At 58.3% G+C, this 26908-nt stretch carries 22 protein-coding genes; 13 read left to right on the forward strand and 9 right to left on the reverse strand.

The window, feature by feature from the left end; all coding sequences use genetic code 11:
- Positions 1-91: 91 nt before the first annotated feature.
- From ahcY to ACJO5Y_RS11730, 5 genes are all read left to right on the forward strand, one after another.
- Entirely contained in the window at positions 92-1486 is a 1395-nt protein-coding gene (ahcY, locus tag ACJO5Y_RS11710) for an adenosylhomocysteinase (protein WP_406987381.1), read from the forward strand.
- A 12-nt stretch (positions 1487-1498) separates the two neighbouring features.
- Positions 1499-2368, forward strand: coding sequence for a methylenetetrahydrofolate reductase [NAD(P)H] (metF, locus tag ACJO5Y_RS11715; RefSeq protein ID WP_406987382.1), 870 nt, complete (start codon positions 1499-1501; stop codon positions 2366-2368).
- 282 nt (positions 2369-2650) lie between these two features.
- Positions 2651-3409 carry a transporter substrate-binding domain-containing protein gene (locus tag ACJO5Y_RS11720; RefSeq protein WP_406987384.1) on the forward strand — a complete coding sequence of 253 codons (759 nt, stop codon included), beginning with the start codon at positions 2651-2653 and terminating at the stop codon, positions 3407-3409.
- A 71-nt stretch (positions 3410-3480) separates the two neighbouring features.
- Positions 3481-4152: an amino acid ABC transporter permease gene (locus tag ACJO5Y_RS11725; protein WP_406987385.1), complete on the forward strand. Its 672-nt coding sequence runs from the start codon at positions 3481-3483 to the stop codon at positions 4150-4152.
- A gap of 13 nt (positions 4153-4165) precedes the next feature.
- Positions 4166-4912 (forward strand): amino acid ABC transporter ATP-binding protein, encoded by a 747-nt coding sequence (locus tag ACJO5Y_RS11730; RefSeq protein ID WP_406987386.1) that lies wholly within the window; start codon positions 4166-4168, stop codon positions 4910-4912.
- Positions 4913-4920: 8 nt separating this feature from the next.
- On the opposite strand, the gene ACJO5Y_RS11735 is transcribed toward ACJO5Y_RS11730, so the two are convergent.
- Positions 4921-5409: a DUF2505 domain-containing protein gene (locus ACJO5Y_RS11735; protein WP_406987388.1), complete on the reverse strand. Its 489-nt coding sequence runs from the start codon at positions 5407-5409 to the stop codon at positions 4921-4923.
- Positions 5410-5657: 248 nt separating this feature from the next.
- On the opposite strand from ACJO5Y_RS11735, the gene ACJO5Y_RS11740 reads away from it, so the two are divergent.
- The 4 genes from ACJO5Y_RS11740 to ACJO5Y_RS11755 all read left to right on the forward strand — a co-directional run bounded on the left by ACJO5Y_RS11740 (position 5658) and on the right by ACJO5Y_RS11755 (position 10377).
- Entirely contained in the window at positions 5658-7007 is a 1350-nt protein-coding gene (locus tag ACJO5Y_RS11740) for an adenosylmethionine--8-amino-7-oxononanoate transaminase (protein WP_406987389.1), read from the forward strand.
- A 2-nt stretch (positions 7008-7009) separates the two neighbouring features.
- Positions 7010-7744, forward strand: coding sequence for a 16S rRNA (uracil(1498)-N(3))-methyltransferase (locus ACJO5Y_RS11745; RefSeq protein ID WP_406987390.1), 735 nt, complete (start codon positions 7010-7012; stop codon positions 7742-7744).
- 270 nt (positions 7745-8014) lie between these two features.
- Positions 8015-9244 (forward strand): DUF445 domain-containing protein, encoded by a 1230-nt coding sequence (locus ACJO5Y_RS11750; protein ID WP_406987391.1) that lies wholly within the window; start codon positions 8015-8017, stop codon positions 9242-9244.
- A 95-nt stretch (positions 9245-9339) separates the two neighbouring features.
- A complete protein-coding gene (locus tag ACJO5Y_RS11755; protein ID WP_406987393.1) occupies positions 9340-10377 on the forward strand; it encodes an HDOD domain-containing protein in 1038 nt (345 codons plus the stop codon).
- 21 nt (positions 10378-10398) lie between these two features.
- Here ACJO5Y_RS11755 and ACJO5Y_RS11760 read toward each other — a convergent pair whose 3' ends face one another.
- The 3 genes from ACJO5Y_RS11760 to ACJO5Y_RS11770 all read right to left on the reverse strand — a co-directional run bounded on the left by ACJO5Y_RS11760 (position 10399) and on the right by ACJO5Y_RS11770 (position 14132).
- Positions 10399-11718, reverse strand: coding sequence for a YihY/virulence factor BrkB family protein (locus ACJO5Y_RS11760; RefSeq protein ID WP_406987394.1), 1320 nt, complete (start codon positions 11716-11718; stop codon positions 10399-10401).
- A gap of 113 nt (positions 11719-11831) precedes the next feature.
- Complete coding sequence (gene malE, locus ACJO5Y_RS11765; protein ID WP_406987395.1) at positions 11832-13049, reverse strand: maltose/maltodextrin ABC transporter substrate-binding protein MalE; 1218 nt, start codon at positions 13047-13049, stop codon at positions 11832-11834.
- Between the two features lie 150 nt (positions 13050-13199).
- On the reverse strand, positions 13200-14132 hold the full coding sequence (locus ACJO5Y_RS11770) for a D-2-hydroxyacid dehydrogenase (RefSeq protein WP_406987397.1): 933 nt from the start codon (positions 14130-14132) through the stop codon (positions 13200-13202).
- 76 nt (positions 14133-14208) lie between these two features.
- Between ACJO5Y_RS11770 and tmpT the strand changes: the two genes are divergently transcribed.
- The 4 genes from tmpT to ACJO5Y_RS11790 all read left to right on the forward strand — a co-directional run bounded on the left by tmpT (position 14209) and on the right by ACJO5Y_RS11790 (position 20229).
- Complete coding sequence (tmpT, locus tag ACJO5Y_RS11775; protein WP_406987399.1) at positions 14209-14862, forward strand: thiopurine S-methyltransferase; 654 nt, start codon at positions 14209-14211, stop codon at positions 14860-14862.
- Between the two features lie 559 nt (positions 14863-15421).
- Positions 15422-17344: a PrkA family serine protein kinase gene (locus tag ACJO5Y_RS11780; RefSeq protein ID WP_406987401.1), complete on the forward strand. Its 1923-nt coding sequence runs from the start codon at positions 15422-15424 to the stop codon at positions 17342-17344.
- 33 nt (positions 17345-17377) lie between these two features.
- Entirely contained in the window at positions 17378-18673 is a 1296-nt protein-coding gene (locus tag ACJO5Y_RS11785) for a YeaH/YhbH family protein (RefSeq protein ID WP_406987402.1), read from the forward strand.
- Entirely contained in the window at positions 18670-20229 is a 1560-nt protein-coding gene (locus ACJO5Y_RS11790; protein WP_406987404.1) for a SpoVR family protein, read from the forward strand. Before ACJO5Y_RS11785 ends, ACJO5Y_RS11790 begins: the two co-directional genes overlap by 4 nt.
- 2 nt (positions 20230-20231) lie before the next feature.
- Here the strand turns inward: ACJO5Y_RS11790 and ACJO5Y_RS11795 are convergent, their stop codons facing one another.
- Genes ACJO5Y_RS11795 through ACJO5Y_RS11815 form a run of 5 tightly spaced genes read right to left on the reverse strand, consistent with a single transcriptional unit; the run spans position 20232 to position 26743 of the window.
- Entirely contained in the window at positions 20232-22313 is a 2082-nt protein-coding gene (locus ACJO5Y_RS11795) for a TonB-dependent receptor family protein (RefSeq protein WP_406987405.1), read from the reverse strand.
- A gap of 1 nt (position 22314) precedes the next feature.
- On the reverse strand, positions 22315-23052 hold the full coding sequence (locus tag ACJO5Y_RS11800; protein WP_406987406.1) for an LrgB family protein: 738 nt from the start codon (positions 23050-23052) through the stop codon (positions 22315-22317).
- Complete coding sequence (locus ACJO5Y_RS11805; RefSeq protein ID WP_406987408.1) at positions 23045-23425, reverse strand: CidA/LrgA family protein; 381 nt, start codon at positions 23423-23425, stop codon at positions 23045-23047. The genes ACJO5Y_RS11800 and ACJO5Y_RS11805 overlap by 8 nt, the downstream gene beginning before the upstream one ends.
- Positions 23426-23473: 48 nt before the next feature.
- Positions 23474-25615 (reverse strand): TRAP transporter large permease subunit, encoded by a 2142-nt coding sequence (locus ACJO5Y_RS11810; protein ID WP_406987410.1) that lies wholly within the window; start codon positions 25613-25615, stop codon positions 23474-23476.
- Positions 25616-25618: 3 nt separating this feature from the next.
- Positions 25619-26743, reverse strand: a complete 1125-nt coding sequence (locus ACJO5Y_RS11815; RefSeq protein ID WP_406987411.1) for a putative solute-binding protein — start codon at positions 26741-26743, stop codon at positions 25619-25621.
- Positions 26744-26908: the final 165 nt, after the last annotated feature.

Below are 26908 nucleotides of genomic sequence, written 5' to 3' on the forward strand. Positions count from 1 at the left end.
CGAAAGCAAAACCCCACTCCCGCGGCACCCGAATCAAGAGGCCAGAGGAACCCGAACTCCGAGGCCAAAACAGAACTGACAGGAGAACACCATGAGCACTCCAGCAGAAAAACTGAACAGCTTCAACGACTACAAAGTCCGCGATATCACCCTGGCCGACTGGGGCCGTAAAGAGATCAAAATCGCTGAAGGCGAAATGCCTGCCCTGATGAAGCTCCGCGAGAAGTATAAAGCCGAGCAGCCGCTGAAAGGCGCCAACATCATGGGCTGTATTCACATGACCATCCAGACCGCCGTGCTGATCGAAACACTGATCGAACTGGGTGCCAACGTGCGCTGGTCATCGTGCAACATCTTCTCTACCCAGGACCAGGCCGCAGCTGCCATCGCCGCCCAGGGCATTCCCGTGTTCGCCTGGAAAGGCGAAACCGACGAAGAATACGACTGGTGCCTCGAGCGCACCGTCGGTGCTGATGTAGACGGTTGGGAACCCAACATGATCCTGGACGACGGCGGGGACCTCACCGCCCTGCTCCATGAAAAGTACCCGGAAATCCTGGCCAACTGCCACGGTGTCACCGAAGAAACCACCACCGGTGTGCACCGCCTGCAGGAAATGCTGCGCGAAGGGACTTTGAAAGTGCCGGCCATCAACGTCAACGACGCCGTCACCAAATCCAAGAACGACAACAAATACGGTTGTCGCCACAGCCTGAACGACGCCATCAAACGCGCCACCGACCACCTGCTGGCCGGCAAGAAAGCCCTGGTCATCGGCTACGGTGACGTGGGCAAAGGCTCCGCTGCCTCGCTGCGTCAGGAAGGCATGATCGTGAAAGTCACCGAAGCCGACCCGATCTGCGCCATGCAAGCGTGCATGGACGGCTTCGAAGTAGTGTCCCCATACGTTAATGGCGTCAATACCGGCACCGAAGCCAGCGTCGACCGGGACCTGCTGCAGAACACCGACCTGCTGGTTACCACCACCGGCAACATGAACGTGTGCGATGCCCACATGCTCAAGGGCCTCAAGAGCGGTGCCGTAGTGTGTAACATCGGCCACTTCGACAACGAAATCGATACCGCCTACATGCGCAAGAACTGGGAGTGGGACGAGGTCAAACCGCAGGTGCACGTGGTGTATCGCGACAAGTCCGTCAACGACCACCTGATCCTGCTGTCCGAAGGCCGCCTGGTAAACCTGGGCAACGCCACCGGTCACCCGTCACGGATCATGGACGGCTCCTTCGCCAACCAGGTGCTGGCCCAGATGTACCTGTTCGAGCGCAAGTTCGCTGATCTGCCGGAAGACGCGCGCGCCAAGGGTGTTTACGTTCAGGTTCTGCCAAAGCAGCTGGACGAGGAAGTCGCCCGCGCCATGGTGGAAGGCTTTGGTGGCGTGATCACCAAGATGACCCCGGAGCAGGCCCAATACATCGGTGTACCGGTCGAAGGCCCGTACAAGCCGGAAAGCTACAAGTACTGATCGGATATCAAGATGGAATCCCAGAAACAGTTCAAGCGCCGTTTCAGCTTTGAATTTTTCCCGCCCAAGACCGACCAGGGCAAGGAAAAGCTGCAGAACGTGCGAAACCAGCTCGCCGGAGAGAACCCGGATTTCTTCTCGGTCACCTTTGGTGCCGGCGGTTCCACCCGGGACCGCACCATTGAAACCGTACTGAGCCTGCACAAGCAGGGCATCTCCACGGCCCCGCACCTGTCCTGCGTGGGTGGTACCCGCAAGGACATTGGCGAGTTGCTGGATTTGTATAAAGAGAACGGTATCGACCGGCTTGTCGCCCTCCGGGGCGACATGCCTTCCGGTATGGGAGCCGCCGGTGAACTTCGTTACGCCAACGAACTGGTGGAGTTTATCCGTGAGCACAGCGGCGACCACTTCAACCTGGAAGTGGCAGCCTACCCGGAGTATCACCCCCAGGCCCGCAGTGCCGAGGAAGACCTGAAGAATTTTGCCCGCAAGGTGGAAGCCGGCGCCAACAGCGCCATCACCCAGTACTTCTTCAACGCGGACAGCTACTTCTACTTCATCGACCGCCTGGAGAAGATGGGTATCACCATTCCGGTGGTGCCGGGCATCATGCCCATCGTCAATTTCTCCAACCTGGTGCGTTTCTCCGACATGTGCGGCGCGGAAATTCCGCGCTGGATCCGCAAGCAGCTGGAAGCCTACGGCGACGACAGCGATTCGATACGCAAGTTCGGCGAGGAAGTGGTGACCGAGATGTGTGAAAAACTGCTCAGGGCCGGCGCGCCCGGGCTGCACTTCTATACCCTGAACCTGGCCCAGCCCAGCATTCGCATCTGGGAGAATCTGGGGATCGGTGAGCGGGAGAAGATTGCTTTCTGATTGCCCTTCCAATGTCGGATTACGGCCCGTTGGGCCTAATCCGACCTACGGGATTCCTCCTCGACCGTAGGTTGGATTAGGTCCGCAGGACCGTAATCCAACAACCCTTCCTTCGCAGCACCTCCGCCCCAAGCATTTGATTTCCTGCATTTCTCCCGTTAATGGTCTAAAGTGAACTTGATGCAGTTCCACTAACGCTCCCCGAAAGGCACTGTCACCAACCGTGCCTTTTGGCTTGCCTTACCGGGCAATCGGAGCTCCATAAGAAGACAAGGAGAAAGCATGAGCACGAAATGGCTGAAAACCCTCGGGACCACACTGGCGATGACCGTGGCCGCGGGAACCGTGAGCGCTGAAACCCTGAGAGTCGTGACCGACCCCAGCTTCGTACCCTTCGAGATGATGGATCAGGAAACCGGCGAGATGATCGGTTTCGATATGGAAATCATCCGTGAGGTGGCTGACCGTGCCGGGTTCGAGATTGACCTCAACACCATGGACTTCAATGGCATCATCCCGGCTCTGCAGACGGGTAACGTGGATATCGCCATCGCCGGTATCACCATTACAGAAGAGCGCCAGCAAATCGTTGATTTCTCCGATCCGTATTACGATTCCGGTTTGCGTATTCTGGTCCGCGAAGACAACGACTCCGTGGAAACCATGGACGACCTGAACGGCCAGAAAATCGGCACCAAGATCGGCAGCACCAGCTATGACTACCTGACCAAGACCCTGGATGAGAACGACGGGGTTACCCCTTACCCGGGCAGCTCCGACATGTACATGGCACTGATGTCCCGTGCTGTGGACGCGGTTTTCTATGACGCACCCAACGTTGGGTATTTCGCCAGCACCAAGGGTGAAGGCAAGGTCAAAACCGTTGGTCCGCTGTACGAAGGCCAGCAATATGGCATCGCACTGAAGAAAGGCAGTGAATGGCTCGATGAAGTCAACGAAGCGCTCGCCTCCATCAAGGAAGACGGCACCTACAAAACCATTTACGAGAAGTGGTTCGGCCCAATGCCGGAAGACATGTAACAGTCCCGGTACCATAGTCGGGGCGCCTGGCGCCCCGACAGGTAACTCCCCATCCAACGGAGACAACCACTGTGGAATTCCAGTTTCAGTTTGACTGGCAAGCGGCCATAAACTCCATTCCCTACCTGCTAAAAGGGGTTCCCTACACTCTGCTGATATCGTTTGGCGGTCTCGCCATCGGCTTTGTGCTGGGTATTATTTTCGGCCTGCTGAGCATTAACAAGAAATGGTTCTTGCGCTGGCCGGCAACCGCCTATATCGAAATATTCCGCGGCACCCCCATCCTCGTCCAGGTGCTGTTTATCTTCTACGGTCTGCCCGACCTGATTGGCAATCCGATCGATCCGCTGGTCGCAGGCATCGCGGCCATTGCCCTCAACTCCGGCGCCTACATATCGGAAGTCGTGCGGGGCGGCGTCCAGTCAATCGACAAGGGCCAGACCGAAGCGGGTCTGTCACTGGGCCTCTCCCGGTCCCAGACTTTCTGGTCCATCATCTGGCCCCAGGCTTTCCGGCGCATGATTCCACCGCTTGGCAACCAGGGGATTGTCAGTATCAAGGATACCTCCCTGTTCTCAGTCATCGGTGTCGGTGAACTGGTCCGCCAGGGTCAGGTTTACATTGCCAATACCTTTACAGCCTTTGAGGTCTACTTTGTGGTGGCCTGCCTCTACCTGATGATCACCCTCTCCCTCTCACTACTGCTACGACTCATTGAGCGTCGCGGGCTGGCTTCTGTCTGAAGGAAAGGTACCCATGACACACATTGTGCAAATGAAGAACATGAACAAGTACTTCGGTAAACTTCATGTTCTGAAGGACATCAACCTTACTGTGGAAGCCGGCGAGGTTGTCGTTATCATCGGCGCCAGTGGCTCCGGCAAATCCACCCTGATCCGCTGCGTAAATGGCCTTGAGGAATTCGAATCCGGGAAGCTCGAAGTGGACGGACACCCGCTCGCACCGAAGAGCGGCAATCCGAGATCTCTGGCCGAAATCCGCAAGGAAGTGGGCATGGTGTTCCAGCAGTTCAACCTGTTCCCGCACCTGACAGTGAAAAGGAACATCATGCTGGCGCCAATCAAGGTGAAAAACGCCTCCCAGGTGATCGCCAACGCCACCGCCGAGCGCCTGCTCAACCGCGTGGGCATCGGCAGCCAGGCGGACAAGTACCCCAGCCATCTCTCCGGCGGCCAGCAACAGCGCGTGGCCATCGCCCGGGCACTGGCCATGGAACCGCGGTTGATGCTGTTCGATGAGCCAACGTCAGCACTCGACCCGGAAATGATCGGTGAGGTGCTGGACGTTATGCGGGAGCTGGCCAAAGAAGGCATGACCATGATGGTGGTAACCCACGAAATGGGCTTCGCCCGGGAAGTGGCGGATCGGGTTATCTACATCCACGAGGGCCAGATTGTCGAGGAAGGCAAGCCTGGCGATGTCTTCGACAACCCGCAAAACGAACGGACCCAGGCGTTCCTGTCCCGGGTGCTGGCGCATTAGGACCGGGGCTACAACAACTGGCGGAGGGCGTCGTATTCCTGCTCGATTTTGACGCGGGAGTCCTCCGCCAGGAACCTGGCTACCTTCTTGCCCAGCAACGGCACATCACACCGCACGTTCAGGCTGACGTGGTTGGTGCAACGTTCCGCCGACCCTTTCAGCTTCATGATGCCGTGAATCTTCGCGGGCACATTTTCAATGCGCACCCGGAATTCACAGTGCCACTCGGAATCGTCCTTGCGGAACCAGTGTTCTTCCTGGCGCACCCGGTTCCACTCACGGTGAAAGCTGGCCAGGATGCCCGGCACTTCTGCGGACGTCATCATTTCGCGCTCTATCACAAGCTTCGCTGACATGTCATCGCGCTTCAGTTCCACAACACGCACATTTCGGGAACCCAGCTTCCGGTTTTTCTCAATGATGCGGCTCTCGTCGAAGAAGGCGCCCAGCACTTGCTCAAGGCCTGCCTCGTAAGGGTGTTTCAGCTCCAGTTCCATAACGGCCTCCGTAAAGTATAAGGAGATTGTTACGGCGGAGGTGCCTGCAAACATTGGCCGTCAGGTCAGGCCCTGATGGCTGCGTAGCCAGAGTGATTCAGCTCTCACTCTAGCGTCCCGTCTGGCCCAGTGGGTTGACGAATGGACCGGACGGGGCACTAGCAGGCCTCACCTCTGCCAAGTATCATGGTGAACCTTTTGATTCATCAACTACCGAACCCCTTACCGGGCCGATAGGAGACTCACAGATGCGCAACGCCGATCTCGTCGCACGGGACCTCAAATCCGTCTGGCATCCCTGCACCCAGATGAAAGACCACGAAACCCTGCCACTGATTCCGGTGAAACGGGGTGAAGGAGTCTGGCTGGAAGATTTCGAGAACAACCGCTATATCGATGCCGTCAGCTCCTGGTGGGTCAACCTGTTCGGCCACGCCAACCCGCGCATCAACGCAGCCATCCAGGACCAGATCGGAAAACTCGAGCACGTGATCCTGGCCGGCTTCAGCCACGAGCCCGTGGTCAACCTTTCGGAACGCCTGATTGAGGTCACCCCTCCGGGCCTCAATAAATGTTTCTATGCCGATAACGGTTCATCCGCCATCGAAGCCGCGCTGAAGATGAGCTATCACTACTGGAAGAACCAGGGCCAACCCGGCAAGAAGAACTTTGTTAACCTTGGCAATAGCTACCATGGCGAAACCCTGGGCGCCCTGGCGCTTGGCGATGTCGCACTGTACAAGGACACCTATCAGCCGCTGCTGATGGAAGTACTGACCGCGCCTTCTCCGGATGCCTGGAACAAGGAAGCCGGCGAAACCGACGAGGAATACGCCCTGCGCCAGTTCGAGGCCATGGAAAAACTGCTGGCCGAGAAGCACGAGGAAATCTGTGCCGTCGTGGTGGAGCCGCTCATTCAGTGCGCCGGCGGCATGCGCATGCACCATCCGGTGTATCACACCAAATTGCGGGAAGCCTGCACTCGTTACGGCGTCCACCTGATCGCCGACGAGATTGCCGTTGGCTTCGGCCGCACCGGCACCATGTTTGCCTGCGAACAGGCAGACATCACTCCGGATTTCATGTGCCTGTCGAAAGGACTGACGGCGGGCTACCTGCCGCTATCCGTGGTGCTGACCACCGATGACGTGTACCAGGCCTTCTACGACGACTACGAGACGCTGCGGGCGTTTCTCCACTCCCACAGCTACACCGGCAACCCCATCGGCTGCGCGGTCGCCCTGGCCACCCTGGACATCTTCCGGGATGACAACGTCATCGAAAACAACAAGCGCCTGTCCGCCTGCATGGCGGACTCGGTAGCCCACCTGGCAGATCACCCGAACGTGGGCGGCATCCGCCAGCACGGCATGACACTGGCCGTGGAAATGGTCAAGAACAAGGCCGACAAAACCCCCTTCCCATGGCAGGAAAGGCGCGGCATCAAGGTCTACCAGCACGCCCTCACCCGCCAGGCCCTGCTTCGTCCGCTCGGTAACGTGGTGTATTTCATGCCGCCGTACATCATCACCGAGGAGCAGATCCGCCACCTTGGTCAGGTGGCGACCGAAGGCATCGAGATCGCCGTCAGGGACTGAGCATGCGCGTTCCGAGAATCTACACCCGCTCCTCGCTGAGCGAGGGCGGCACAACCGCGCTGGACGAAAATGCGGCCCAACACGTAGGCCGGGTACTGCGCATGCAGCCCGGCCAGGAACTGCTGCTGTTCAACGGTGACGGCAACGACTACCCTGCCACCATCACCAGCGCCAGCAAGAAACAGGTCGAAGTCCAGGTGGGAGCCCCGGCTGCCAACGCCACCGAATCCTCCCTGGACATCGTCCTCGGTCAGACCCTCTCCAAAGGTGACCGCATGGACTACGCTGTGCAGAAAGCCGTGGAGATGGGAGTGAGCCGCATCGTCCCACTCACGACTGAGCGCTGCGATGTAAAACTCAAAGGTGACCGTGAGGAAAAACGCCTGCGCCACTGGCAATCCGTCGCCATCAGCGCCGCCGAACAATGCGGCCGCGCCCGCGTGCCGGAGATACTCCCGGTCATGACCCTGGCGGAATGGTTTGAACACACCGCGGACTGCAATCTGAGGCTGGTCCTGCACCACCGCACGGAACAGTCCCTGGACTCCATGAACAAACCAGCCCGCGTCGCCCTGATGATCGGCCCGGAAGGCGGCCTGAGCCCGGAAGAAATAACCGCCGCCGAAAACAGCGGCTTCCTGCCCGTCGCCATCGGCCCCCGGGTACTGAGAACCGAAACCGCACCGGTCGCGGCTATTACCCTGTGCCAGTGGCTATGGGGTGATATTGGCAAGTGATCGGTTTACACGACCGTGCCGCCGTCGAACAATGGCGCGCAAGTCATTGACAGAGAAACGACCCGACAACATTATCCACTTCGAGGATGACAGCCGTTGAGGGCCGCTCCGTAGTTTGGGCTGCGTGACGGGTCGGGTTCTCCAAAACTGTGCGGAGCCATGGATGGCGGAGCCCAAGCGCTACATGGACGTACTTGAGCGTGTTTTGGAGAACCCGACCCGTCAGGCAGCAGGCACCAAAACACCAACAACGACAAACGCGAGTACCGGATGACAAGTCTGTTTACCAATCCCGAATTCTGGCAATACCTAAGCATCCCGGTCATTGCCGCACTGATCGGCTGGACCACCAACTGGCTTGCCATCAAGATGACCTTTTATCCCCTGGAGTTCATCGGCAAACCCCCATTACTCGGCTGGCAGGGCATCATCCCCTCCAAGGCCCGGAAAATGGCCGCCATCAGCGTGGATGCAACCATCTCCAAAATCGGCACCGTCGACGAAATCTTCCAACAGATCGACCCCAAGGTACTGGCCGCGCATATCGTGCATTCCGCGGACCCCCGTATTGAAGAATACGTCGACGAAATGATGCTGCGGGAATACCCCACATTCTGGGAAAACCTGCCCTCCTCTGCCCGCAACATGGTCTACGACCGGGTTCGCAAGGCCACGCCCCAACTGGTCGATAATCTGGTCGATGATATCTCCGACAACATCGAAGACCTGCTGGACATCAAGGGCATGGTCATCGACCGCCTGGCCAAGGACAAGCAGCTGCTGAACCGGATATTCCTGGAATGCGGCGAGGTAGAGTTTCGCTTTATCGTCAATTCCGGCCTCTACTTCGGCTTCCTGTTCGGTCTGGTGCAAATGGCAGTGTGGTACTTCTACCAGAGCTGGTGGGTATTACCGTTCTTCGGGTTGCTGGTCGGTTACGCCACCAACTGGATCGCACTGAACGTGATTTTCCGACCCTTGCACGAAAAGAAAATCGGACCGATACGATTCCAGGGACTGTTCCTCAAACGCCAGCAGGAAGTGGCAGAGTCCTTCTGCCACATCGTCACCCACGAGATCCTGACGGTCGGCAACATCATCAACGCCATCATTGAAGGCCCCAAAGGTGGTCGCGCCCGCAACATGGTGAAAAAACACATCAAACCGCTGGTGGATGAAACCGCTGGCATGGGCAAGGCTCTCACTCAGATGGCATTTGGTCCCACCGGGTTTGCCACCCTGAAGAACAAAGTGGGACTGAAAGCCATCGAGATTTCCCAGTCCTCGTTCAACAACCCGATGTTCGAAAAAGACCGGGCCCGGGCAGTGGAATCCATCATGGTAGAGCGGATGATTGCGCTGTCGTCGGAAGAATTCCAGGACCTGCTTCGGCCCTGTTTCCAGGAAGACGAAATCAAACTCATCCTGGTGGGTGCATTCCTTGGCATGGTCGCCGGTATCGGCCAACTGGTCTTTGTATTCGGTGGCGCCCTGGGCTGACCGGGGCGTTTTCCTGTGCATAAAGCAGTGAGGCCTCTATACTGGCAGGTAGCGGGTACGTACCCTTTGACGACCGATCTACCTGGAGGCATTGGATGCCAGGCTTTATCTCCTGGATATCAGAGTTGTTCTCTTCTGCCGGACCAAAGCCTCAGGGTGCCGAACCACGATTGTTCAACCCGGTCACAGACGATACGCCAACCACGGAACAAGACACTCTCCTGATTCAGAATCTGGAGAGTCACCTGTTCTGCTGGCTGCTTGACTCACCGCCTTCTGCACTCAAGGCTGGCGCACCAGCCCTCAACACTATCCTGAGCCAGCTTGAGAACCGCCTCCACAACCAGACTCTGGAAGAACTGCCCCGCCAGCCGCTGACACTCCCCATGCTGATGCGGGCCCTGTCCGATGAATCCTCCGATCGTCACCGTCTGGCCGATATTATCCTCAGTGATCCGGCCCTGACCGACCAATTGCTTCAGATCGCCAACAGCCCCTACTTTCGGCCCGGAGATCAGTCCATCGAGTCGGTAGACCAGGCGGTATTTGTGCTTGGTATTGATGGTATCCGGAATGTCATCTCAGCCGCAGTGATGCGGCCGATGATGGTCGCCCGTAACAGCCGCGAGGCCCTGTTTGCCCAGCGGGTCTGGCGATGGGGGTTGGCGTGCGCGCGCTCGGCGGAACTGATTGCAAGAATTCAGGGCCAGGACACCAGCGCACATTTCATCGTTGGACTCCTGCCGGCACTGTCCTACATCACCCTGCGGCGGGAGATCCACCGTATCTGCCGCGCCAACCGGTACGGAATCGAGCCGGAACCGGCTGTCATAAGGCACGCTCTGGCACGCTATCAGTGGACAACCTCCCAGCTACTGGCCAATGAATGGAACCTTCCACCCAAATACCACGCGTACCTGCTGGCGGCGGAACGTCCCGCTCCCGGGCAGGTCCATACCCCTTTGAATGACGGCATGATCATCGGCACCCGTGAAGCACTCCGTCACGCCCACCAGCGCAATATGGCGGAAGAAAAGCTACTCAGCCTGGTTCGCCTGGACGAGGAACAGTTTGCCCGGGTCCGCAAAGCTCTGATCCGGATGCTCGACGGGGGCAATCAGCCCCACGGCTGACAACGCCCCCTCACAAGAGACTCAGGGGGTATCGCCGGAGGACTTATCATCCAGCAGTTCGGCAAAGGTCTCTGACCCATCCGCCGCGGCACGGTTCCGCAACTGTGACGGCAACACCGCCGGCAGACGATCCACCACCCGGTCCTCATCGTGACGGACAGCGTCCAGCACATTGCCGATGGTGATCAGATTCAATGCCCGCCCCGGGGTTAACTTATCGCCCTGGCTGCCCGCCAGGGTCAGGAATCCGGCACGGATCAGTTTGTCGCTCACTCCCCGGGTTACCTCCCCGGGCACCCTCAACTGGTGCTCCAGCCACTCCTGCTGAGGCGCCGGCTTACCTTCACTGAACGGTTTGGCGACCATCCACATCAACGCCAGGGCCACTTTTTCCTGCAGCTCGGGAGACAGCTGCACCTGATGGCGCTTTGCCACCGAACCGGGATTCTGCAGGTAGAACGATAAACTGGCGCCAAGTAGCAGAATCATCCAGTTGAGATAAATCCAGATCAGCAGAATGATACCGATGGCGAAACTGGAATAGATCGCCTCATACTTGGCGGAGCCTGCCACAAAGGATGCGAACAGCATCCCCGCGGCTTGCCAGGACACCCCTGCCACCAGGCCACCGATAAAGGCATAACGCAGTTTGACCCGGGTGTTGGGAATAAACACATAAACGAAGGTGAATGCTCCCACCACCAGGAAGAAAGGTGTAAATCGACTGACAACAAGGATCAACGAACCAAACGGTTCAATCCTGACCAGTGTCTGCACGAAGTCTGAAGAGAAAATGGTGGCGGTCGCGCCGATGGCGGACACCATCAACAGGGGGCCAACCATGATCACACTCAGGTAATTGCTGAACCGTTGCGCCATGGAGCGCATGTCCGGCACACGCCAAATCATGTTGAAGGAGCGCTCGATTTTCTGGACCAGCGAAATCACCGTATACACCAGCAACGCCAGCCCCACGGACCCCAGCACCCCGACTTTCATGTTGTCGACAAAACTCAGGATCTGCTCGGCAATCTCCAGCCCCTGGGGGCCCATGGGCTCAAAGAACTGGAACAGAAAGGGCTCCATTTTCTGGTGGACCCCCATAGCCTTGAGCACCGAGAAGCTCAGGGCCAGCAGCGGCACAATACTGAGCAACGTGGTGTACACCAGGCTCATGGAGTGCAGCGTCAGGTTGCCACTGACCACATCCCGGATCAGCGCGTACAGACTACGCCCGGTTTTATAGAGCCAGGTCCACGGCCAGTGCTGGGGTGGGTTGGGATTGGCGAGAATCCACTTTTCTGCGGCCTGAAGCCGGTCTTTCAGTTGAAAAGAAGCCACACAACATCCTGTTTGCCAATGTTTTGTACAGATTATCAGTCAGATACCAAATCACAACAAAGTATGGCCGATTGCGTGGCTTTTACTAGCGGTTTCGTGTCAGTTACGGATGCTCAGTTTGTCACATAGTGCCGGCGCGTCCAGCCCCGCATTTCATCCAGCCGCCTGAGGCGGTCGGCGGCCTCATTCAGTGTGGAGGTTATGGGGTACTCGCCATCCAGCATGCCGGCAAAGCGGATGGTCATCAGGTCCCAGAAGCGTTTCATCTCAGGGATGTTGGGCATGATCTCGCCGCGGCTGGCGGAACGGAATGTGTGATCGATGAACGGGTCCTCACTGAGGGTTTCCACCACATACAGGTGGGCCACGGCACCCAGCGGCTTGTCGTCATTCACCGCGTGCAGGCCGTCTTCTGTCAGCAGGTAGTCCTCCAGGAACTGCCTGGCCAACTGCTGATTGGTTGAGACGGCACTGATGCCAGCCGCCAGCACACCCACAAACGGCTTGCCGGGGTCACCCGTGGTCGTGGGCACATCGGCAATGCCCACATTGATGCCGGCATCCCGTATCTCACTCCAGGCCCAGGGGCCATTGATGATCATGGCTGTCTCGCCCGCCTTGAAGCCATCCATCATCGAGCCATAATCCGCATCCTTCGCCAGCACGCCGGAATCCAGCAGATCCTTGATGCCCGCCACCGCGGTGATGGCGCCATCGGTGCCCACCCCCACATTGGAAAGGTCATAAACCTGGTTCGCCAGGCCAAAGCTGTAACCGCCTGAACCGGCAAATACCGGCCAGGAAAAGTACACGTTTTTGTAATCCCAGGAGATGGCCTCAATGCCCTGGCCACTCAACCGATAATGCTCGGCTTTTACCTCCTCCAGAGTGGCGGGCGGGTTTGCCACGAGGTCCTTGTTATAGAGCAGGCTGACCACCTCCAGGGCAATTGGATAGCCATACACCCGCTCCCCCACAGAAACCGCCTGCCAGGCGAAGGGGGCGATGGTTTCACGAACCTGCTCCGAAGGTTCGATGGGCCGCAGATGCCCCTCGTTGATCCAGCTACCAAAGCGATCATGGGGCCAGATGACAATATCCGGCGCCCTTGATGAATAGCCGTAGTGATCGTACTCGGACGTGAGATCGTCCGGGGTTTCCACGGTGACCGGAATGCCGGTTTCCGCCTCGAAGCGCCGGCCTACATCGGCCAGGCCCTGATACCCCTTGTCGGAGTTGATCCAGATAAGCAGCTCGTCGCGCTCAAAGGCCAGAGCCGGCACGGAAAAGAGAGCGGAAGAAAGCGCAAGCGCCAGGATGGGTCTGATCATAGGTGTCGCCCTGTTGTTATTGTTGAGCGTTAGTGACATACATGCCCTCATCTGGGGCATTTCACTGGCAGTTTAAGCAACAGGGAACGGCAGCCGCGTCATACGGCTGTCGTTTTTTCGGGGGTGAGTAAGGGGGGAGTACCCGATATATCAGACAGAGGACAGATTGCGTGCCGTAATCTCAACGATCCTCTGCCTTGCCTCCCGGCTCGCCCAGGCAGAATGCGGCGTCACAATCAGGTTGGGAATGTCATCCGCCAGCAACGGATTGCCATGGCGGGGCGGCTCCTCAGTCAGCACATCAAAGCCTGCACCGGCGATGGTTCCGGCTCTCAGTGCGTCCGCCAGCGCCTGTTCATCCACCAGCCCGCCCCGGGAGGTGTTGATCAGCAGCGCATCACGCTTCATTTTCTTCAGTTCTTCGGCGCCGATCAGGTTGCGGGTTTCATCAGTCAGCAGACAATGCAGCGACAGCACATCTACCTGCGGCAGCAACTCGTCCAGCGGTACCCGGGGGTATCCGTCCACCTCGCTCCGCTCCTGCCCCGGGCGTGCGCCCAGCAGGATCTTCATACCAAAAGCCCTGGCCCGCTCCGCGACACCCTGGCCCAGATCTCCGTAACCAACGATACCCAGGGTGCGACCTTCAAGCTCCATAATCGGATGATCCATCAGGCAGAACATCGCACTTTGCCCCCAACGCCCGGCCCGTACATCCCGGTCGTAGTCCAGCATTCGCGTCGCCAGTGCCAGCATCAGCGCCATGGTGTGCTGCGCCACGGTGGAACGGCCGTAGTTGGTGACATTCATCACCCGGATACCGTGTTCTTTGGCTGCGCTCTGGTCAATATTATTGAGTCCGGTCGCTACTACGGCTACGGTTTCAATTTCCGGGCAGGCCTCAAAATGTTCACGCGTGAGGACGACCTTGTTGACTACAACGGTATCGAAGCCCTGAATCCGTTCAAGCACCTGCTCAGGCGCCGTCCGTTCATGCTTTACAAGGCCGCCGGCAACGGTTTCGACAGGCGTCAGGTCGACGTCGTTTCCAAGGGTACTCGCATCGAGGAAAACCGCTTTCATTCGTTTCTCCTTAACCAAGAAAGCCACAGATTAGGATAGACTGAGAAAAACCTCCAATTGTAAGGATGGGTAGACGATGGAACACGAATTCTGGCACGAACGCTGGGCAAAGAAGGAAATCGGCTTCCACGAGGGGACGATCAATAACTATCTTCACGACCACTGGCCGGAACTGGCGGGAGAAGGCACACCGGCGGTGTTCGTTCCGCTGTGTGGCAAGGCGCACGATATGTGGTGGCTGCACGATCGCGGCCATCCCATCATTGGCGTGGAGCTGAGCGATATTGCCTGTAAGGATTTCTTTGAGGAAGCCGGCGAGAAGGCCCTGGTTCGACCGGGCGAGCCGTTTACCCGCTTCAAGAACGATGATCTGGAACTCTGGTGCGGCGACTTTTTCCAGCTGGTGCCCGATGACCTGAAACACATCCGTCTGGTCTACGACCGCGCCGCGCTGATCGCCATGCCCCCGAAAATGCGCAAGGAGTATGTGGAGCACCTGACGGCGGTTATCCCCGACGGTACCCGCATCCTGCTGATCACTCTGGACTACGATACCGAGATCAAGGGGCCGCCATTCAACGTCAGCGATGAGGAGGTCCGGGAGCTCTATTCCGACGACTACGACATCGAACATATCCTGACCAACACCCTGGCCAAGGATCATCCGTTTACCAAGCGCAAGGGGCTGGCCGGGGCTACTGAGAGTGTGTTTCGGCTCGTTAAAAAGTAGCCTGTTAATGGTGGGGGATCGGCGGCTACAGGGGGTACCCTTTTTGAAAATGGCCGCTTGAACTCGCTTCGCTCAGACAGGCGGTCATTTTAAAAAAGGTACCCCCCATATCCGCCTCGTCTGACCTGTTACGTATACTCGCCATTCTTCGTACTCCAAGCCATTGTGCCCGCCATTTCGCGTTATCTTTTGTCCAGTTTACCCCCTTGGTTTACGGGAGTATGGGGGGAGGTCTTTCTAAAAAACACCGCCTGTCTGAGCAAAGCGAGTTAAAGCGGAGTTTTTTAGAAAGACCTCCCCCCGTGCTCCCTCCCCCCACAAACAAGAACACAAACACAACACAATTTAATGAACCTAAAGCAAAATCCAACTGTCCAAGTTTCCGAGCGTGAACTAAGCTCAAAGTAACCAAACCGAAATCGGCCGCGCACCGTAAATCGGTTTGAAGTATCCATTTCTTCCACTAATAACCAGACACACCGCCCAGGTTGGCGGCGCCGACTGCAACGGGGATATTGCGTGAACTGAATGCTGAAGAACAGCGAGCGAGGGGCCATCTATGAGCATTGTGCAGCACTTCAAAGACCGGTATGAATCAACTCAAGAGGAAGAATACACCCTTGAGGAATACCTGGAGATCTGCAAAAAGGACCCAACGGCATACGCCACTGCCGCGGAGAGGATGTTACTAGCCATTGGCGAGCCAGAGTTAGTCGACACTTCCCGTGACTCCCGACAGTCACGCATTTTTTCCAACAAGGTTATCAAACGTTACCCTGAATTCTCCGACTTCTACGGCATGGAAGAAGCCGTGGAAAATATTGTGTCGTTCTTCCGCCACGCCGCTCAGGGCCTGGAAGAGAAGAAACAGATTCTTTACCTGCTGGGGCCGGTCGGCGGCGGCAAATCCTCACTGGCGGAAAAGCTCAAGTTCCTGATGCAGAAGGTCCCCTTCTATGCCATCAAGGGCTCACCGATGAATGAGTCCCCCCTGGGGCTGTTTGATCCGGACGAGGATGGCCCGATTCTGGAGGAAGAGTACAATATTCCCCTGCGGTATTTTCAGAACATCATGTCGCCCTGGGCGGTGAAGCGCCTGCACGAATACGGCGGAGACATCAGCAAGTTCAAGGTGGTGAAGAAATATCCCTCGGTACTCGACCAGGTAGGTGTCTCAAAGACCGAACCCGGCGACGACAACAACCAGGATATTTCCGCCCTGGTGGGCAAGGTGAATATCCGCATGTTGGAGGATTTCTCCCAGGATGATCCGGACGCCTACAGCTTCAGTGGTGGTCTGTGCCGCGCCAACCAGGGGCTGCTGGAATTTGTGGAGATGTTCAAGGCGCCGATCAAGGTGCTTCATCCGCTGCTGACAGCAACCCAGGAAGGCAACTACAACACCACCGAGGGCATGGGATCGGTGCCGTTTGACGGCATTATCCTGGCCCACTCCAACGAATCCGAGTGGCAGACTTTCCGTAACAACAAGCACAACGAGGCGTTCCTTGACCGGGTGTACATCGTCAAGGTGCCCTATTGCGTGCGGGTATCGGAAGAGATCGAGATCTACAAAAAGTTGCTCAAGAACAGCTCCCTCGCCGGCGCGCCCTGCGCACCGGATACTCTGGACATGCTGGCCCAGTTCTCGGTTCTGTCGCGGATCAAGGAGCCGGAGAATTCCAGCATCTTCTCCAAGATGCGGGTTTACGATGGCCAGAACATAAAAGATACCGACCCGAAAGCGAAATCGATGCAGGAGTACCGCGACGCGGCCGGGGTCAACGAGGGCATGGACGGTCTGTCGACCCGGTTTGCCTTCAAGATTCTCTCCAAGGTGTTTAACTTCGACACCTCGGAAGTGGCGGCCAACCCGGTCCACTTGCTGTATGTCCTGGAGAAACAGATTGAGCAGGAGCAGTTCCAGCCAGAAAATCAGGAGCGCTACCTGCGCTTCATCAAGGAATTCCTGGCGCCACACTACGTCCAGTTCATCGGCAAGGAAATCCAGACCGCGTATCTGGAGAGTTACAGCGAATACGGTCAGAACCTGTTCGATCGCTATGTGACCTATGCCGACTTCTGGATTCAGGACCAGGAATACCGGGATCCGGAAACCGGCGAAATTCTCGACCGTTCTGCCATCAACGACGAACTGGAGAAAATCGAGAAACCGGCCGGCATCAGCAACCCGAAGGACTTCCGCAACGAGGTGGTCAACTTCGTGTTGCGGGCGCGGGCGAACAACCAGGGGCGCAACCCCTCCTGGCTCAGCTATGAGAAGCTGCGCAGCGTGATTGAGAAGAAAATGTTCTCCAACACCGAGGATCTGCTGCCGGTTATCTCTTTCAACCCGAAAGCCAGCCAGGAAGATCAGAAGAAGCACAAGCAGTTCGTCGAGCGTATGGTCGATCGAGGCTACACGGAGAAACAGGTACGGCTGCTGGCCGAATGGTACCTGCGCGTCCGCAAGTCTCACTAAGTCAGTGAGTGTTCACTGAACTGGAGTAAAACTATGGGTATGACCCACATAGTCGACCGTCGCCTGAACGGCAAAAACAAGAGCGCAGTGAACCGGGAGCGGTTCCTGCGCCGCTACCGGCATCACATCAAAAAAGCGGTGGCTGACGCAGTGCAGCGCCGCTCCATTACGGATATTGAGCGGGGTGAGAAAGTCAGCATCCCCTCTCGGGACATTGAAGAACCCATTTTTCATCACGGCCAGGGTGGCAACCGTGAGGTTGTTCACCCCGGGAACAAGGAATTCGTTGCCGGCGATACCCTGCCCAAACCCCAGGGCGGTGGCGGCCAGGGGCAAGGACAGGGTCAGGCAAGTCCGGACGGGGAAGGCATGGATGAGTTTGCCTTCCAGATTACCCAGGAGGAATTTCTCGACTTCCTGTTCGATGACCTGGAACTGCCCAACCTCGCCCGCAAGAAACTCAAGGATACCGAAGCGTTCAAGTATGTCCGCTCGGGGTTCACCACCCAGGGTATACCCGCCAAGCTGGATGTGGTTCGTTCCCTCCGGGGCGCTCATGCCCGACGCCTTGGCCTGGGGGGTGCCCGCAAGAAGAAGGTTCGTGATCTGGAAGAACAACTCGCGGCGCTGAAATCCGCCCCGGATGATCTGGACGCGGCGTTCAGCCATGATGATCAGGTCCAGGCGCTTGAGGAGGAGATTGCGCGACTCAAGGCCAATGTAAAACGCATTCCCTTCATTGATGAAATCGACCTGCGCTACCGGCAGCACGTCAAGCAACCCCAGCCGGCCACCAGCGCGGTGATGTTCTGCCTGATGGATGTGTCCGGTTCGATGACGCAGATGCACAAGGACATCGCCAAACGCTTCTTCATTCTTTTGTACCTGTTTCTCAGGAAGAACTACAAGAAGATTGAAGTGGTCTTCATTCGCCACCACACCAGTGCCAAGGAAGTGGACGAGGAGGAGTTTTTCTATTCCCGGGAAACCGGCGGCACGATTGTGTCCAGTGCGCTTAAGCTGATGCACAAGATTATCGAATCCCGCTATTCTCCCAGTGAGTGGAACATCTACGCCGCCCAGGCGTCGGACGGGGATAACTGGAACGACGACTCGCCTGTGTGCAGCAAGATTCTGTCGGAAAATCTCCTGCCCCTGGTGCAATACTTTGCCTATGTGGAGATCACCCCGCAGGATCACCAGATGCTCTGGTACGAGTACGAGAAAATCCAGGAGCAGTTCCCCCAGAGCTTTGCCCTGCAACAGATCGCCGACCCCGGTGAGATATACCCGGTGTTCCGACAGTTGTTCGAGAGGAGAGCCGCATGAGCGACATCATCGACCGCCCGAACATTCCGGACCAAGATCAACCGAAAGCCACGGAGCCGATATCCACCAGTTCGGAATGGACCTTCGATCTGGTCCGGCAATACGATGAGGAAATCGCCAAGTGCGCCGAAGAATTCGGCCTGGATACATACCCGAACCAGATTGAAGTCATCAGCGCCGAGCAGATGATGGACGCCTACAGCTCCGTGGGTATGCCGGTGGGCTATCATCACTGGTCCTTTGGCAAACAGTTCCTGAGCACGTCCAAGGGTTACCAGCGCGGCCAGATGGGCCTGGCCTACGAGATCGTCATCAACTCCAACCCCTGCATCGCCTACCTGATGGAGGAAAACACCCTGCCCATGCAGGCGCTGGTGGTTGCCCACGCCTCCTATGGACACAACTCCTTCTTCAAGGGCAACTACCTGTTCCGCACCTGGACCGACGCCAGTGCGATCATCGATTACCTGGTCTTTGCCCGGCATTACGTCGCCGAGTGCGAGGAGCGCTACGGGCTGGATGCCGTGGAGGAAGTTCTCGACTCCTGCCACGCACTGATGAACTATGGCGTCGACCGCTACAAACGGCCAGCGCCGATTTCAGCGGCAGAAGAATCAAGGCGCCAGAAGGAACGGGAGGAATACCAGCAACGTCGCATCAACGACCTTTGGCGCACCATTCCCAAAATGGACGATGACGACGATCCGGTAGGGCGCAAAAAACGCTTCCCGGAGGACCCGCAGGAAAACATTCTTTATTTCATCGAAAAAAACGCGCCCTTGCTGGAAACCTGGCAACGGGAAATCATCCGCATCGTGCGCAAGCTGGCCCAGTATTTCTATCCCCAGCGCCAGACCCAGGTGATGAACGAAGGCTGGGCTTCTTTCTGGCATTACACCCTGCTGCACAGCCTGTATGAGAAAGGCCTGGTCAATGACGGCTTCATGCTGGAATTCCTGCAAAGCCATACGGCGGTGGTCTACCAGCCGCCCTTTGACAGCCCGTGGTATTCCGGCATTAACCCTTACACCCTGGGCTTTTCCATCTACACGGATCTGAGGCGGATCTGTGAAAACCCCACTGATGAAGACCGTCAGTGGTTCCCGGACATCGCCGGCACGGACTGGGTGGAAACCCTGCATTTCGCCATGAAGAACTTCAAGGACGAAAGCTTCATCCAGCAGTTCCTGTCCCCCAAGGTCATGCGGGATCTCAAACTGTTCTCGATCCAGAACGACGACCAGGAAGACGTGTACCGCATCACCGCCATTCACGACGAGGACGGTTACCGTGCCCTGCGGGAAAAACTGGCACGCCAGTACAACCTCAGTTACCGGGAACCGAACATCCAGGTGTGGAACGTGGACGTCAGGGGTGACCGTTCACTGACACTGCGACATATCCCGGTCGATCGGGTTCCGCTGGGCAAGGAAACCGATGAGGTACTGCGGCACGCCCATCGCTTGTGGGGTTTTGACGTTCACCTGGAAAGCGTCGAGGAGGGCACGGTGGTGGAAGACTATCACTGCCCGCCGAGGGAACTCGACGACGATTAGCGTCAGAATGCCCATTCCAGGCCGGCGTAGAATGTTCGCCCCGGCCCCGGCTCGAAGTAGCCACGCTCTTCAACGGGTCGATCTGCGTTGGCGTTGATGCGTACATTGGCAAAATAGTCTTCATCCAGCAGGTTGCGTACTCCCGCGTACAGGCTGAGGATCTGATCCGACACTCTCAGGCTGTCGCCTGCCCGCAACCCCAACAACCAATAATCACTGACCCTGGTCTGGTTGCTGTTTTCTGCATACAGATCACCCGTGTATTGCCATTCCAGCGCGGCAAACCGGTTGCCCTGCCCCCGCCACTCCAGCTCGCTGACCCATTGTTCACGGGGCAGGCCCGGCAGCCGGTTTCCACTGGCATCGTTACCTTGCTCATCGGTGAATTCACGCAGCTTGTAATCCGCCAGTGTCAGCGCACTGGTGACGCGCCAGGCGTAGGACAACTCCCAGGCCACGCCCAGTTCGATGCCATCCCGATCGGTGCGGCCGGCATTCTCATAAAAAGTCCGACCACCCTGTTCAAAGGGCAGGATCTCGTCATCCACCCGAATGGAAAACACCGCGATATCGTAACTGAGACCTTCACCGATGACCCCACGCACCCCCACTTCCCGGTTCAATGCCTCCTGGGGGTCGATGTCCGGATTAAACCCGCCACTGCCATCGGGATTGGCGAACTCGGTAAAGGTCGGGGATTCAAACGCCGTGCCGATGGTGCCGTAGATCTGATGCTGGGGCGCCAGGCGGTAGCTGAGCCCCGCGACACCACTGAGCTCCCGGAACGTCCGGCTGCCGGAATCGTCACCGTCTTCCCGGCGATGGTCACTGATGGACAGTCTCAGGCGGTCAAGGCGCGCACCCAGAGAGAGGTTCAACTGGTCCGTCAGCGCCAGGTCGCCCTGGGCAAACACTGCCGCATTGGTGGCGTTCTGGGTTTCATCCTGGGTCTGGCCCGTCACCTCGCCATCAAATGACACCTGATAGCGACGGCGCTGATCCGACTGGCGATGTACATCCACCCCCGCGACCCAGGTCAACGGCAGGCCCGCCAGCTCGGATTCCTGCTGATAATCGGAGCTGATGCCATAGAACCGGCGATCGTAAGCAACCCGGCTGGCACCCGGGAACGGTAACTGCTGGGCGAAATCCCGTCGGCTGAAAAAGGTATTGAGGGTAAGCTGGCCCTTCAGGGCGGCCGCTTCTTCATACTGAAGCCCCAGGGTCTGCTGATTCACACTTTGGCCGGCATCCAGCCGTTTGGCCAGGAAGGTGGCCTGTTGTGGATCCTCTTCGGCCTGGCTGCGGGTTAGCCCTCCGGGGTCTTCCGACTGCGGGTTGTGCAAGGCATTCAGGGTCGCGTTCAGCCGCCGGCCCGGCGCCAATTCATGGGAGACACGGCCGTTAAACAGGCCCTTTTCGGCCTCGCTCTGCTCCCGGTGGCCGTTGACGTTGAGCCAGGACATAGTGGCGATGGCACTGGTAGACCCGGATGTGCCATTACCCTGAACCGCCGCCTTGCGGTAATCATGGCTGCCGCCATCAAGTCGAAGCCGTCCGCCGGCTGGCAGCTCATCCCCGCGTGCGGTGGTGATATCGAGTACGCCACCGGCGGCATTGCCATACTGCACCGATGACGGGCCGCGGATCACTTCGATGCGCTGGGCGGAGTCCAGGTCCACGGCGTCGATCTGGGACTGGCCATCCGGCAGGGTATAGGGAATGCCATCCACCTGAAGGCGGATACCGCGAATACCAAAAGGAGCCCTGGCGCCAAACCCACGGGTAGACAGCCTCAGGTTCTGGGCGAAGTTATAACGGTTCTGGAAAAACAGGCCGGGTACCGTGTCCAGGGATTCGTCCAGCTGCAACCGTTGCTGGCCCTGCCGAATAGCCGGCGCATTGACCACCGACACCGCCGCGGGCGTTTCATACAGATCACGAACCAGGCGCGGGGAGGTCACCTCCAGTACCAGTTCGTCATCCGTACCGGTTGTCTGCTGTGCCAGTATCGGTGCGCCATGGGTCATGGAGACCAATACAACCGCCAGCGATACCTGACTACCCGGCCCCTTTCTGTTCACTTCAATCACCTGTAAGAAATTGCATGAAATCCACCAGCCAGGGCACGAACAGTGCAGTGGCAAACGCTGACAGCGCCATCGCCAGGCCCGAAAACGCCCCCATCTGCGGGCTGACCTGAAAAGCTCGCGCCGTTCCGATACCGTGGGCGGCAACGCCCATGGCGATTCCCCTGGCAGTGTCGTCCTTCACCCGAATCCACTCAAACAGTTTGGTTCCGAGAACCGCACCGGTGATGCCGGTGATCACCACTAGCACCGCGGTCAGGGAAGGCAAGCCCCCGATCTTTTCGGAGATGCCCATGGCCACCGGAGCCGTCGCCGATTTCGGAGCAAGGGACATCTGTATCTCGGTGGTCCCGCCGAGAAGCCTGGCCAGGCCAATGGAACTGCCAGCGGCAATCAACACCCCGCACACCAGCGAAATGGTGACCGGTAACCATAACTGCCGCAACCTGGAAAATTGCTGGTACAGCGGCACGGCAAGGGCGACGGTGGCAGGTCCAAGCAGGAAGTGCACGAACTGCCCTCCCTCAAAGTAGTCGTTATAGGACGTTCCCGTCACCACCAGCAGTCCGATCAGCATGGCGACCGAAGTGACGACTGGATTGGCCAGCGGGTTTGACTGTGTCCGCAGATACAGCCGATAAGCAAGACCATAGGCCACCAGCGTCATGGTCAGCCCTAGCAGTGGCGATGCCGAAAGATAAACCCAGATGTCCCTGAGACCGGGATCAGTCATCGCCCTGCTCCTGTCCCTGCCGGGGCCCGACCAGCCAGCGACTCGTGACCTGCATGATCAGAGCGGTGGCCACCATGGTGATAATGGTGCTGAGTAACAACGCCAGGGTAATCGGAACCCACTCTTCGGCAATACGGTCAAAATGCACCATCATGCCCACACCGGCAGGTACGAACAGCAGCGACAGATGGCTCAGCAGCGCCGAGGAAGCCTGGTCGACCGACGCCGACACCTGCCCCCGGATCAGCAGGGTCACGAACAGCATCACCATCCCCAGAACCGGGCCCGGAATCGGCACGCCAAGCAAGCGGACCGTGACCTCCCCCACCAGTTGATACACCAGTAACAGCGTAATGCCATTGAGAAAATTCATGCCTGTGACTCCGGCTTTGTGTCCATGCCTGAAGCCAGAGCATAACCATTACGGTGACGGCTGAATACCCAGCAACAGTCGGAAGCCGGTGTCCCACCAGGCCGGCATATAGGTCACGACGAGCAACGCGGTCCCCATCACCAGTATCGGCAGAATGAAGCGGAAGTTCCTTTGCCAGAAGGTGCCGTGAAGGCTTTCCCACGCCGTTGGCAGGCCGACCACCTGACGGGTCAGCAAGTGGTTGAGGGCGACCGGCGGCGTCAGGTAGCCCATTTCGAAGGCCAGCACCGTCATTACCCAGAAATGCAGGGGATCAATACCGTTCTTCAGAGCGATCGGCGCCAGGGTGGCATTGACCAGCAGCACCGCCCCGTAGGGATCCATAATCATGCCGATAAACACCAACAGGCCCATCAGCAGAGTCAGGGTCAGCCAGACCGAGCCCAGTTGTTCCGGAAACAGTTCCAGCAGGCCCGACCGCTCGATCAGCCCACCAACACTCACCGACAGTGCCATCAGCATCAACAGGGCGCCAATCAGCGCACTGGAATCCCGCGTGGCCCGCATGACCGATTGTGAGAATCCACTGGGGGGCGGAAGATCCCCCTTGAGATCAGAGTCATCAGCATCCGGATCACGGGCCTTCAGTATCAGTCGCTCGTAGCCTAGGACCAGTAACAGGATCAGCGGCAGGATAGCGGGCGCCGAGAACTCATCCAGCCCACGGTCCAGCAGGACGTTCCACAGAAACACCACTCCCGCAAAAATCGCGATGTACGGCAGTAAAGGAACCAGCGCACGGAGGGTGCCCGGCACCGCTTCCCGTAACGGCGCGATGCGGCCTGCGGATGCACCTCCCAACAGGAATACGTATACCGCATAGACCGTGGCAGTCAGCAACAGTACGCGGGCACCGGCGCTGAACAGTTCATCGGTGGTGACACTGTTGTTGAGAGTGGCAACGATCACCACCAGCAGGCAGGGCCGGAGCATGGTCCCCATGGAGCCGGAGATGGCGGTCGTTGCCAGCGCCAGTTGCTCGGAGGTGCCGGCCCGCCGCAGTTCCCGGTAGAGGGTCAGGCCGGCGGCGAGAATAAAGATACCGGAAGCGCCGCTGTAGGCGGTGGGCAGTGCCGTCAGCAACAACACCACCACGCCCAGCCATTTCGGTGGCAACTGCCAGGGACGGATAACATCGAAGACCTTGCGGGGCAAATGGGTTCTCGCCAATAGCATGCCGACCCAGACATAAAGGCCCAGGTTGAGGAACAGCGCCGACAGTTCCGCCATCATGTTCAGGTAAACGGCGATGCCATGGTAGAAGCCGTGAAAGGCAAACTGCATGGTGGCGCTGATGCACATGTAACTGTAGAGCGGCACACTCAGCAGCGAACGGGGCCAGCTGCCGCCAGGGGCCAGATCCGGTCTTGGCTGCCGAAGTTGCCAGAGGGAGATCAGGGTCAGCGCGCCGAACCCTGCCACCCAGATGTCGTGCATGAAGAGATGGGCCAGGGGTATGCCTGCGTCCGCCTGGGCCAGTTCCTGCTGACGATAGAGCCAGGCCGAGGCCGTCAGCAGGCTGTTCGCAATCAACTGGGCAAGGGTCGCCACCCGGTCATCCCGCCGGGATTCGACCGGACGCAACGCAATGTGCTGCCGCCCGAGGGTCGCCGCGGCGGCGCAGAACAGCAACATGAAGCCCAGCAGAACACGACGGTTGCCGGTGATCAGGACAACCACCCGGGACAGGCCGGTCTCCATCAATGCAAAGGCCTGCACACCAGGGCCATTCAGGGATTGCAGACGATTCCACTCGGCACGCCGCTTCTTGCACGCCGCCGAAGTCGACAGGACCGATGAACGGATTTCTTCCCTGTCCAGATTGCCGCCAAAGACATCAGCAAACGGATCCGCGGCCATCTCTGCCTTCTTCGCCGCCACCGCCAGTGCCACGGCGGCTTCAGGATCCGCCACCACCTGGCAATCCGGCGCGGAGATCTGCTCAATCATCCGCAGGTTGAAGTAATCCGGCCAGGTTTCCCCGCCAATCTCCAGCAGACGGGAATGCAGCGTCTCCCCCACCGAGGCCAGCAGGGTGAGCACCAGGATAACCAGCATCGGCAGGCTGGTCAGTGTGATGGACAGGGTACGGCCACGACTGGCCGGCAGGTGTCGGACGTCGGTGGTCATCCGTTACTCCACCGGATCGGTGCATTCCTCCCGGGCGCCATTCGCCCGGCACCGGATCTTGCGTTGCAGGGTCAGCATATCCGCGCTGTAGTAGCCCTTATCACGTAACTCCACCCGCGCCTGCTGCATCATTCGATCGTATTCCCGGCGGTCTTCGGCGGGAATCTCAATCCACCACTTATCCGGCACTTTCTCTTCTTCCATGCGCACCCGGCTGATGATTTCGTCAAACCCCTGATAGAACGCTTCCCGGACGAACTGCGCCAGCTCGTTGGGCACCACCTCCGACCGGCCAATCAACTGCGCAGTGATATGGGTCAGGGGCAGATCGACGATACCGCCATCAGGCTCCAGGCCCTTGTAGAGCTCCATGACTTCATAGGCGGCCAGTGGCGCCGCCAGCACATCCACGACACCGGTATTGAACATGTTCGGGGCGTTGACGATATCCGCCACCACCGGGGTTGCGCCAATGCCGGAGATCATTTCCGCCTGGACCGGATCGTAGTCCAGCACCGCCACCCGTTTACCCGCGGCCTTGGCCAGGGTGTTGATTTTTCGATCATCAACGAACACATGCGCGGCGCCAGCCGGTGCAATGCCCATCACCACGTAGCCATTGCTGACCATGCGTTCGGCACTGCGGGAATCCGCCATCAGCTTCAACCCCAGGCGCATCTGCTCCCTTTCCGGAAATCCGCCAATGGAATCCAGGGTGCCGGTGTAACGGTTGAACAGCCGTGCCCTCAGCCCACTCATCAAGGCAGCATCACAGGTCCCGGATTTCAGCTCCTCCACCATCACCGACTCACTGGTGTACGGCACCATTTCGACATTAACGCCGAATTCAAGAATCTTCTTGCGCTGCTCCTGTGCTGCCCCGAAGACGGGTCCGGAACGGCCGAAAATGTCCCAGATACACACCCGGTAAACACGATCCGGATCCGGCTCCAGCCCGGTCAGTTCCTGAAACGCTGCCACGCGTTCCTCAAGCGGAAGAGACTGGTCATAAATCGTGGATCGCAATTGGTCGTCATCAGACCAGGCAGCGGTGGAGAGCATAAGCAACAGGCAGGCGGCCATCGCCCGCATGACTATCGCGGAATTATGGATAAGGTAGAACGTCATTGTTATTGTCCTGAGCTCCAGAGCAAAAGCTCAGAGTACCAGTGAAAGGCAACGGCCCCTCTGTCTCTGGCGGCAAGGGTGCCATGGCAAAAGTGTCAATAACACTCTCGGGGAGGGGGATTGCGGAATGATGCTGAGAGGGAAGAGATGGGCGTACAGAGCCCC

It is taken from the genome of Marinobacter alkalisoli (assembly GCF_045449855.1).
In the GTDB taxonomy this organism is placed as follows: domain Bacteria; phylum Pseudomonadota; class Gammaproteobacteria; order Pseudomonadales; family Oleiphilaceae; genus Marinobacter.

Bases quoted from the DNA above. Each gene is read 5' to 3' on its own strand.
- tmpT (WP_406987399.1), top strand. From the start codon at position 14,209: ATGGAACACGAATTCTGGCACGAACGCTGGGCAAAGAAGGAAATCGGC.
- ACJO5Y_RS11805 (WP_406987408.1), bottom strand. From the start codon at position 23,425: ATGAATTTTCTCAATGGCATTACGCTGTTACTGGTGTATCAACTGGTG.
- ACJO5Y_RS11730 (WP_406987386.1), top strand. From the start codon at position 4,166: ATGACACACATTGTGCAAATGAAGAACATGAACAAGTACTTCGGTAAA.
- ACJO5Y_RS11790 (WP_406987404.1), top strand. From the start codon at position 18,670: ATGAGCGACATCATCGACCGCCCGAACATTCCGGACCAAGATCAACCG.
- ACJO5Y_RS11815 (WP_406987411.1), bottom strand. From the start codon at position 26,743: ATGACGTTCTACCTTATCCATAATTCCGCGATAGTCATGCGGGCGATG.
- ACJO5Y_RS11770 (WP_406987397.1), bottom strand. From the start codon at position 14,132: ATGAAAGCGGTTTTCCTCGATGCGAGTACCCTTGGAAACGACGTCGAC.
- ACJO5Y_RS11745 (WP_406987390.1), top strand. From the start codon at position 7,010: ATGCGCGTTCCGAGAATCTACACCCGCTCCTCGCTGAGCGAGGGCGGC.
- ACJO5Y_RS11755 (WP_406987393.1), top strand. From the start codon at position 9,340: ATGCCAGGCTTTATCTCCTGGATATCAGAGTTGTTCTCTTCTGCCGGA.
- ACJO5Y_RS11740 (WP_406987389.1), top strand. From the start codon at position 5,658: ATGCGCAACGCCGATCTCGTCGCACGGGACCTCAAATCCGTCTGGCAT.
- metF (WP_406987382.1), top strand. From the start codon at position 1,499: ATGGAATCCCAGAAACAGTTCAAGCGCCGTTTCAGCTTTGAATTTTTC.
- ACJO5Y_RS11800 (WP_406987406.1), bottom strand. From the start codon at position 23,052: ATGACTGATCCCGGTCTCAGGGACATCTGGGTTTATCTTTCGGCATCG.
- ACJO5Y_RS11780 (WP_406987401.1), top strand. From the start codon at position 15,422: ATGAGCATTGTGCAGCACTTCAAAGACCGGTATGAATCAACTCAAGAG.
- ACJO5Y_RS11720 (WP_406987384.1), top strand. From the start codon at position 2,651: ATGAGCACGAAATGGCTGAAAACCCTCGGGACCACACTGGCGATGACC.
- ahcY (WP_406987381.1), top strand. From the start codon at position 92: ATGAGCACTCCAGCAGAAAAACTGAACAGCTTCAACGACTACAAAGTC.
- ACJO5Y_RS11785 (WP_406987402.1), top strand. From the start codon at position 17,378: ATGGGTATGACCCACATAGTCGACCGTCGCCTGAACGGCAAAAACAAG.
- ACJO5Y_RS11810 (WP_406987410.1), bottom strand. From the start codon at position 25,615: ATGACCACCGACGTCCGACACCTGCCGGCCAGTCGTGGCCGTACCCTG.
- ACJO5Y_RS11735 (WP_406987388.1), bottom strand. From the start codon at position 5,409: ATGGAACTGGAGCTGAAACACCCTTACGAGGCAGGCCTTGAGCAAGTG.
- malE (WP_406987395.1), bottom strand. From the start codon at position 13,049: ATGATCAGACCCATCCTGGCGCTTGCGCTTTCTTCCGCTCTCTTTTCC.
- ACJO5Y_RS11750 (WP_406987391.1), top strand. From the start codon at position 8,015: ATGACAAGTCTGTTTACCAATCCCGAATTCTGGCAATACCTAAGCATC.